This window comes from Komagataeibacter europaeus LMG 18890, from assembly GCF_000285295.1.
Classification (GTDB): domain Bacteria; phylum Pseudomonadota; class Alphaproteobacteria; order Acetobacterales; family Acetobacteraceae; genus Komagataeibacter; species Komagataeibacter europaeus.
The window spans coordinates 24,856-33,094 of sequence record NZ_CADP01000031.1; the positions used below are offsets into that span (position 1 = coordinate 24,856).

Here is an 8,239-nt window from a genome sequence, read left to right on the forward strand (position 1 = left end):
ATTACATGAACGCGCATGTCATGCTGGTCCACCACACACGGTACCGATACGACCGGCCCGTTCACCTTGGCCCGCAGACCATCCGCCTGCATCCCCTGCCGGGCTGTCGCAACGTCCTGTCCCACAGCATGGACATCGCGCCCCAGCCCTGTACGCGCGTTTGGGGACAGGATGCGTCTGGCAACCGGATCGCCCGCGTCACGTTTCCCGAACGCGTCACGCATTTCGACATTACCGTACGCCTTGCAACCGACCTGACGCCCATCAACCCGTTCCACTTTACCCTTGCCCCGTCCGCCCGCCAGTGGCCTGCAGGGGGCACGGGCGACGATCCTGCCCTTGCCCCCTACAGGCTGAACGCAGACGACGGCGCGGATGGGTCGCCTACCCCGCTGCTTGATGTTTTTGTGGAAGAATGGCGCGCCAGGCTGCCCTGCCCCACACTGGACCTGCTGGTGGACCTGAACCGGTCCATCGCAACACGCATCACCTACCGCATCCGGCCCGAAGCGGGTGTATGGTCGCCGGAGGAAACCCTGTCCCACGCCGCCGGTTCCTGCCGCGACAGCGCCTGGCTGCTGATTGCCGTGCTGCGCCGGCTGGGCTTTGCCGCCCGGTTTGTATCGGGCTACCTGTTCCAGCCGGACCTGAATGCCCCCGACCGGCTGGGCTGCGACCTGCATGCATGGACGCAGGTACATGTGCCCGGCGCAGGCTGGATCGGACTGGATACGACATCGGGCCTGCTGGCGGCACAGGGACATATCCCGCTGGCGGTCGCCACAACCCCACAGCACGCCGCCCCGGTCAGTGGCCTGCTGGACCATTGCGTCGCCACATTTGAAGCCGTGATGGAAACCATGCCCATGCCCCCGGTCGCGGATATGGCATCCACCCCGCGCCGGGCTATACACCCCTCATGAAACTGTTTTTCTGCCAGTCATGCCAGCAGGTCATGTTTTTCGAAAATACGGCATGCGAACGCTGCGGCCATACGCTGGGCTATGTGCCGGAACGGACCGTCCTGTCCGCGCTGGACGCCATGGGGGACGGGTTGTGGCAACCGCTGGCAACACCCGATGCCCCGCCGCGCGCGCTATGCGCCAACAACGCTTACAGCGCGTGCAACTGGCTGGCTGAACCGGGGCGGCCCTTCTGCATCGCCTGCAGTTTCAACCGCACCATTCCCAACCTGTCGGTGCCGGGCAATATCGCGCGGTGGCAGAAGGTGGAAGTGGCCAAGCACCGCCTGTTCTACAGCCTGCTGCGGCTTGGCCTGCCCCTGCGCAACCGGCGGCAGGATCCCGAAGGCGGGCTGGCGTTCGATTTCCTCGACAGCCTGCCCGATGGCACGCCCGCCATGACGGGCCACATGAACGGCGTCATCACCATCGCCCTGAACGAGACGGATGACGCACGCCGTGAACAGCTACGGCAGGAAATGGGGGAATACTACCGTACCCTGCTGGGCCATTTCCGCCATGAAATCGGGCATTACTACTGGAACGTGCTGATCCGGGACGCGGGGCCTGAACGACTGGCCGCCTGCCGGGCGGTATTTGGCGATGACCGGCGCGATTACGCCGACAGCCTGAAGGCCCATTACGCGGCCCCGGCCAGTGACGCCTGGCGCGGCCAGTATGTCAGCCACTATGCCACGTCCCATCCGTGGGAGGATTTTGCCGAGACATGGGCGCATTACCTGCACATCATCTCGACCCTTGAGACCGCATGGGCCTATGGCATGTCCATTGATGCCGCAGGGGCACACGCGCCACCGCTGCGCACCAGCGTCCGGCGCGACCCCTATACCGAAATGTCCTTTGACGAGATTACGCAGGGCTGGCTGCCACTGACCTATGCGGTCAACAGCCTAAACCGTTCCATGGGGCTGCCGGATTTCTATCCCTTCGTGCTGACCCCCGAGATCCTGCGCAAGCTGTCTTTCATCCATGACCTGATCCGCGAAAGCCGCGTGGCACAGGCGCCTGCCGGGGCCTGATCAACTGTCAGGATTTTATAATTTTAAAAATGTCCTTTTTGGTTTATATTAAGATTTCGATGAATATATATGTTAAAATTTCTAGCATAAAAAGTATTTACGAAAAGAGATAAAATGGGAATAGCCATACTTTCTTCTGAAGCAATAGTTGCTTTTTTACTTGTATTTCTGGGCCTTTTCATTCCATTTTTATTCAGAATTATTGTGTATATAATCCGTTTTACATATCATATTTTCATATATTTCGTCAGCGGTGAATATAAAAAAGATATGGCAAAAATAGATCAGGAAGATGCAGAAAAAGCCAAGGCCGAAGCCGCAAAAAGACAGGAATCGAAAAATCGTGGCTTTGAAGACGAAATAAGAAAAAAATATAATCTTTAAATTACCGGGGCCAGCATACTGGATGACCTGCAAGACCAGGCCCGAAAACCTGTGGCATTTCCCGTATGATGGATGGGGCGGCTAGGTTTCGTCCCCCCGGTCCCCCTTGGACAGGTCGGTCTGCCCGCCCGCATGCATGTCACGGCAGCAGGCCCGCAGGGTCGTGATGAAATTGGACAGCAGCGGCACATGCTGGCCCGCCCGCATGGCGATGGCCAGTTCCGCGCGTGGCGCCTTGGCGCCGAGCGAATGGTAGGTCACGCCACCGGAATGGATCTGGTGTAGCGAACGCGGCACGACAGATACCCCAAGCCCGGCCGCCACCAGCGGCACGGTGGAGGCGATCTGCGGGGCCTGCTGGCCCATGCGCGGCGTGAAACCGGCATTGTGGCAGGCGGACAGGATGGCGTCATGAAACCCCGGCCCCAGTTCACGCGGGAAGATGATGAAGGGTTCATCCACCAGCATTTCCAGTTCAAGATGGGGGCGGGTGGCCAGCGGGTGGCCCTTGGGCAGGGCCACGACCGTTTCCTCCTCCAGCAGGGGGGATACCAGCAGCTCCGCGCCATCGGGCACTGGCGGGCGGACAATGGCGATATCTATGGCCCGGTCATGCAGGCTCTTGCGCAGGGCGGGGGTATTGCTTTCTTCCAGGTAGATGGTGACATCGGGCCAGAGTTCCCGGAAACGCCGCACCGTCAGCGGGATCATGGGCAGCAGCGAGACCGCGCCCGCCAGCCCCACGCGGATATGTCCCTTCTCACCGCGCGCCAGCCCCTGCGCCGTGGCCAGAAACTGCTGCTGCATGCCCAGCAGGGCGCGGGCCTGATCCAGCAGGATCATCCCGACATCCGTCAGCCTGACCCCGCGCGTCAGCCGCTGGAACAGCAGGACGCCCAGCTCGTTTTCCAGCTGCTTGATCTGCTGGCTCAGAGGTGGTTGTTCTATGCCTAGCTGCTCTGCGGCACGGGTGAAGCTGCCATTGTCGGCAACGGCTACAAAATAACGTAAATGCCTTAGATCCATGTTCCATATAAATTATATATGGGAATGTCTTTCAATATATATTTGACGAAATAACATGGCTTGCGCCACGTTTCGCGCCAATCGTGCTGAGGATGAGTATCCCATAATGAAAATCGGCCTGTTCATTCCGTGTTATATCGACGCGTTCTACCCTGAAGCGGGGATCGCCACGCTGGAACTGCTGGAAAAACTGGGACAGGATGTCGAATATCCGCTGGACCAGACCTGCTGCGGCCAGCCCATGGGCAATTCCGGCTGCAATTCGGACGCCGCCGCGGCGGAAGCCCTGTTTGTGCGCAATTTCGCCAAATACGACAAGATCGTCATGCCTTCAGGCAGTTGCACGCATCATGTCCGCGACAATTTTGATGCGATCCCGCAGACCGATGAAGTGCGCCACGTGCGCGAAAACACTTACGAACTGGTTGAATTCCTGCATGACGTCCTGAAGGTGGATGCCTTCCCCTGGGCGGAATTCAACCATACCGTAGGCCTGCACAACAGCTGCGGCACGCTGCGCGCCCTGCGCACGGCCAGCATGTCCGAACTGGGCGAAAAGCCGTTTTCCAAGCCGATGGACCTGTTGAAGAAGGTAAAGGGAATCCGCTTCGTCACCCCCAAGCGCCCCGATGAATGCTGCGGGTTTGGCGGTACTTTCTCGGTCACGGAAGAAGCGGTGTCGGCCAAAATGGGCGTGGACAAGGTGCGTGACCATTACCAGGCAGGGGCGGATTACATCGTCTCGGCCGACTCTTCATGCGTGATGCACCAGCAGGGCTGCGCCGAACGCGCGGGGGTACCCATCCGCTTCATTCATATCGCGCAGATCCTTAACGGAGCAGCAGAATGAGCAACAAGCCCGTCAACCACGCCCGGGCGGCGGAGCATTTCCTTGAGGATGCGCCCCACCTGCAGTTCCATGACGAACGCCTGTGGGACATGCGCCAGAAGCGTGACGCCCAGATGCACATCCTGCCTGAATGGCAGGAACTGCGTGAGGAAGCGTCGCGCATCAAGGAGCACACGCTCTCCCGCCTGCCCGAATATCTGGAGCAGTTCGAGGAAAACGCGAAAAAGAACGGCATTCACGTCCACTGGGCGCGCGATGGGGCGGAACATAACCGCATCGTGGGCGAAATCCTGAAGTCCCATAACGCGCGCAACCTGATCAAGAGCAAGTCCATGGTCACCGAAGAGTGTGACATGCGGCCCTATCTTGCAAAACAGGGTGTCACCGTAACCGAAACCGACCTTGGCGAACGCATCCAGCAGCTTGATGACCAGCTGCCCAGCCACATCGTGGTGCCGGCGGTGCACAAGCTGACATCGGACGTGGCGAAAATCTTCGCCAAGGACTATCACACCGACCCCAACATCCGTGACCCGCACCTTCTGGCCGAAGCACAGCGCCAGGCGGCGCGCCCCGTGATCCTGCACGCGGATGCGGGCATGACCGGCGGCAACTTCGTGGTGGCGGAAACCGGCACGTTCGTGGTCTGCACCAACGAAGGCAATGCCGACCTGAGCGCGACGGTGCCCAACCTGCACATCGCGACCATCGGCATTGAACGCCTCGTGCCCCGCATGGCCGACCTTGGCGTGTTCATCCGCCTGCTGTCGCGCAGTGCGCTGGGATCACCGATCACGCAGTACACCACCCATTTCCGTGGCCCGCAGAAGGGTGGCGAGATGCATGTGGTGCTGGTCGATAACGGGCGTTCCGCACGTCTGGGCATGGAAGATTTCTGGACGTCGCTCAAATGCATCCGCTGTGGCGCGTGCATGAACACCTGCCCGGTCTATCGCCGTTCGGGCGGGCTGTCCTATGGCGCGGTGTATTCCGGCCCGATCGGCGCGATCATCGACCCGACCTTCAACGAACGCAAATACAGCACGCTTCCCTATGCCTCGACACTGAACGGAAGCTGCACCAATGTCTGCCCGGTCAAGATCAACATCCACGAACAGCTGTACAAATGGCGCCGCGTGCTGGTGCAGCACCATGAAATGCCCTTCGTCAAGCGTGAGATCATGCACATGGCGGGCAAGCTCATGGGTCAGCCCAAGCTGTACCGCGCCGCCATCAAGGCGACCGAGGTCTCGCTGGGCACCATGCCGCGCTTCGTGCTGTATAACTGGCTGAACCCGTGGGGCAAGCATCGTGAAAACCCCCATCCGGTCAAGCAGACATTCAATGACTGGTATCGCAAGAACCGCGAGAAGGCCAAGCCTGCCGCCGCACCGGAGACCAAGAAATGAACACCGCACGCGACGAGATCCTGCAGGCCCTGCGCAACAACCGCCCTACGCCGGAAAACCATCCGCTACCGCCAGTAAAGACGCTGGGCGACCTGGATGCCAGCCGTGAACGTTTTATCGCCAGCCTGAAGATACTGGGCGGTGACGTGCTGGAACCGGTTGAGGGGGAGACGCTGGACCAGGCGATCGCACGCCGTCACCCGGATGCGAAGGTGATCTGTTCCAATGTGCCTGAAGCGAAAGGCACGCTGCCGGTGGAAAAGGTCAAGACCCCGCAGGACGCAGCGACCATTGACGTGACCGTGGTGCGCGCACCGTTCGGCATTGCGGAAATGGGGTCGATCTTCCTCAGCGAATCGCAGCTGCCGATCAATTCCTTCGCCCATCTGGGGCAGCACATCGTGGTGGTGCTGTCCCCGGATGCCATTACGGCGAACATGCATACCGCGTATCAGGAACGGCCGGAATTCAAGACCGCCAATTATGGCGTGTTGATGAGCGGCCCCTCCGCCACGGCGGATATTCAGGGCGTGCTGATCCGGGGCGCACAGGGTGTGCGTTCCCTTTCGGTCTGGTTTGCCTGAACGTTCAGGCATGCCCTTCGCGCCATTTTCCTGAAATGGCGCGAAGCTGCCTGATATCAGACGGCCTTCTTCAGGTTGGGACTGGCCTTGAACCGCACGGTCTTGCCGGCCTTGACCTTGACCTGTTCACCCGTGCGGGGATTAAGCGCCTGGCGGGCCTTGGTTTTCTTGACCGTAAACGTGCCGAAAGACGGCAGGGTAAAGCCCCCCTCGCGCTTCAGTTCCTTGACAATTGCCGCGATCAGGTCGGAGGCAGCCTGATTGGCCGCGACGCCCGTGCAATCAATCGAATCCTGTATAACTGCTGCAATGAAGGCTTTACTCATCGTAACGGCCTGCTCCCTTCTGCTGAAAATTGATGTCGTGAATATCCTGTTTCCGTAGTCAAATGGGACGATCGCCGCCATCTGGACCGGACGGTCGCGGCTTTTACCCTGATGATTGGGGTTACACCAGCAATTTTTTGTTATCACATGAAAATTTCTGCTGTCATAGTCAGCAAGAACCGTAACTGTTTTACAAACAGCAGTTATATCGGTTACCTTCCGCGATAACAGATTGTTTATATCGAAATCGTATCATTGTAGTCAAAAAAAATAACCCGGATAGAATGACGCCATTGCCAGATATGCCCCCGGCCGGAGGCGATATCTGGTACAGGCCCTTCGGGTCAGCTTTTGAAATTCTGTACCTTCAGGTCCGTCACGCCGACAAAGGTAATCCGGGTATCATCCGTCAGGCTGACAGTCGTATTCCCACCGGAAATGGTGGCGTTGTCCAGCATGGCCTGGATGGAAGACGATGTCGCATCATAACCGGCCAGCGTGACGACATTACCTGCCGATTTGCCGAAATCCTGAATGATGTCGTTGCCACCGGCCTTGCCCTTGATAAATTCGAATTCCGTCTTGGCACTCCCTGCCATGAGCAGGTCGTCGCCCGTCCCGGCCTGCAGGGTATCGTGCCCGCTGCCACCAATCAGAGTATCGTTGCCACTGCCCCCCACGGCATACAGATTGCCTGTTGACAGGCCACCATCCAGCGTTTCGTTCCCGCTACTGGCATAATAGGTGGCGGTTGTCTTTGTATTCGCCGTCAGGTCCAGTCCCGCCGTGCCATAAATGGTGGCATGGTTGCCGGTCACGGTATCGGAAATGCCGTTACTGCCATCAATGAAGGTCAGGCTGCCATTCACGCTGACCGAAATCGTACTGGCATTCACGTCATCAAGGTGGGTGGAATAACTGGCGGAAATCGTATCGTTGCTGCCACCACTCACGGTCAGTGCTTCATCCCCCCGGATGGTGCTGTCACTGACCGAATCGACGACCAGGTTATTGCTGCCATAAATGGAGTCCGACACGCCGCCGTCGATGGTGTTGGTATAGCTGGCGGGATTATGTTCCCCGAAGTAATCATCATCCCCGTAACCACTGATGGTGGAATGGCTGACATCCTGCACCATCACGCCGTCAATGACCCGCAAATTCACGTCGCCACCGTTAAATCGCGCCGCATCCGCAGTGCTGCCGGGCGCGTTCCAGTCGCCGGTTACGGTCGGCCTGCCGTCAGCGCCATAAATGGTGTCGGCCCCACCCAGGACATGGATGGTGTCGTTCCCCTTGCCACTGACGAAATCCGTATTGCCACCGGCAGCGTAATAATTCACGTCACCTGACTGCGCGACGAAATCCACCGTGCCCATGTCACCATCAATGACGGTGGCGGCATGCGTGGCGCCCTTCAGGATGATCCTGCTGTTCAGCGGGGTCGAGGTGGTGCTGCCGATCTCGACCTCGGTGCCGGTCACGGTGTGTGTGCCAGCAGTCGTGATCTGCTGGTTCACGCCGCCAGACTGCTCCATCACGGTATCGATCCCGGCCACGCCTAACATGCGCACGGCCAGCGCCGGAATATCATTGCCATAGGCCTGCTGCAGGGCGTAAGCTCCCGGCGACTGACGCCTTGCTGAATACTTCTGGTC

General features: G+C 59.1%; 9 protein-coding genes. 6 read left to right on the forward strand and 3 right to left on the reverse strand.

Annotated elements, in window-relative coordinates; genetic code table 11:
- Nucleotides 1–5 precede the first annotated feature (5 nt).
- The 3 genes from GEU01_RS10810 (at nucleotide 6) to GEU01_RS26260 (ending at nucleotide 2,386) form a co-directional block, all read left to right on the forward strand.
- Nucleotides 6–923, forward strand: coding sequence for a transglutaminase family protein (locus tag GEU01_RS10810; RefSeq protein WP_019086096.1), 918 nt, complete (start codon nucleotides 6–8; stop codon nucleotides 921–923).
- Nucleotides 920–2,002: a zinc-binding metallopeptidase family protein gene (locus tag GEU01_RS10815; protein ID WP_019086097.1), complete on the forward strand. Its 1,083-nt coding sequence runs from the start codon at nucleotides 920–922 to the stop codon at nucleotides 2,000–2,002. Before GEU01_RS10810 ends, GEU01_RS10815 begins: the two co-directional genes overlap by 4 nt.
- Before the next feature lie 114 nt (nucleotides 2,003–2,116).
- Nucleotides 2,117–2,386 carry a hypothetical protein gene (locus GEU01_RS26260; protein ID WP_198284462.1) on the forward strand — a complete coding sequence of 90 codons (270 nt, stop codon included), beginning with the start codon at nucleotides 2,117–2,119 and terminating at the stop codon, nucleotides 2,384–2,386.
- An 81-nt stretch (nucleotides 2,387–2,467) separates the two neighbouring features.
- Here the strand turns inward: GEU01_RS26260 and GEU01_RS10825 are convergent, their stop codons facing one another.
- Nucleotides 2,468–3,412 (reverse strand): LysR family transcriptional regulator, encoded by a 945-nt coding sequence (locus tag GEU01_RS10825; protein WP_019086099.1) that lies wholly within the window; start codon nucleotides 3,410–3,412, stop codon nucleotides 2,468–2,470.
- A gap of 106 nt (nucleotides 3,413–3,518) precedes the next feature.
- On the opposite strand from GEU01_RS10825, the gene GEU01_RS10830 reads away from it, so the two are divergent.
- Genes GEU01_RS10830 through GEU01_RS10840 form a run of 3 tightly spaced genes read left to right on the forward strand, consistent with a single transcriptional unit; the run spans nucleotide 3,519 to nucleotide 6,255 of the window.
- Nucleotides 3,519–4,262 (forward strand): (Fe-S)-binding protein, encoded by a 744-nt coding sequence (locus GEU01_RS10830; RefSeq protein WP_010508820.1) that lies wholly within the window; start codon nucleotides 3,519–3,521, stop codon nucleotides 4,260–4,262.
- Nucleotides 4,259–5,671 (forward strand): lactate utilization protein B, encoded by a 1,413-nt coding sequence (locus tag GEU01_RS10835; RefSeq protein ID WP_010508822.1) that lies wholly within the window; start codon nucleotides 4,259–4,261, stop codon nucleotides 5,669–5,671. Before GEU01_RS10830 ends, GEU01_RS10835 begins: the two co-directional genes overlap by 4 nt.
- Nucleotides 5,668–6,255 (forward strand): LutC/YkgG family protein, encoded by a 588-nt coding sequence (locus tag GEU01_RS10840; protein ID WP_010508823.1) that lies wholly within the window; start codon nucleotides 5,668–5,670, stop codon nucleotides 6,253–6,255. The genes GEU01_RS10835 and GEU01_RS10840 overlap by 4 nt, the downstream gene beginning before the upstream one ends.
- A gap of 56 nt (nucleotides 6,256–6,311) precedes the next feature.
- On the opposite strand, the gene GEU01_RS10845 is transcribed toward GEU01_RS10840, so the two are convergent.
- Together GEU01_RS10845 and GEU01_RS10850 are read right to left on the reverse strand one after the other, a co-directional pair.
- Complete coding sequence (locus tag GEU01_RS10845; RefSeq protein ID WP_010508825.1) at nucleotides 6,312–6,581, reverse strand: HU family DNA-binding protein; 270 nt, start codon at nucleotides 6,579–6,581, stop codon at nucleotides 6,312–6,314.
- A gap of 344 nt (nucleotides 6,582–6,925) precedes the next feature.
- On the reverse strand, nucleotides 6,926–8,239 hold a 1,314-nt coding region (locus GEU01_RS10850; RefSeq protein WP_019086100.1), incomplete at its 5' end, for a calcium-binding protein.

Coding starts and splice junctions, on each gene's coding strand:
- GEU01_RS10815 (WP_019086097.1), top strand. CDS start 920: ATGAAACTGTTTTTCTGCCAGTCATGCCAGCAGGTCATGTTTTTCGAA.
- GEU01_RS10840 (WP_010508823.1), top strand. CDS start 5,668: ATGAACACCGCACGCGACGAGATCCTGCAGGCCCTGCGCAACAACCGC.
- GEU01_RS10825 (WP_019086099.1), bottom strand. CDS start 3,412: ATGGATCTAAGGCATTTACGTTATTTTGTAGCCGTTGCCGACAATGGC.
- GEU01_RS10845 (WP_010508825.1), bottom strand. CDS start 6,581: ATGAGTAAAGCCTTCATTGCAGCAGTTATACAGGATTCGATTGATTGC.
- GEU01_RS10835 (WP_010508822.1), top strand. CDS start 4,259: ATGAGCAACAAGCCCGTCAACCACGCCCGGGCGGCGGAGCATTTCCTT.
- GEU01_RS10810 (WP_019086096.1), top strand. CDS start 6: ATGAACGCGCATGTCATGCTGGTCCACCACACACGGTACCGATACGAC.
- GEU01_RS26260 (WP_198284462.1), top strand. CDS start 2,117: ATGGGAATAGCCATACTTTCTTCTGAAGCAATAGTTGCTTTTTTACTT.
- GEU01_RS10830 (WP_010508820.1), top strand. CDS start 3,519: ATGAAAATCGGCCTGTTCATTCCGTGTTATATCGACGCGTTCTACCCT.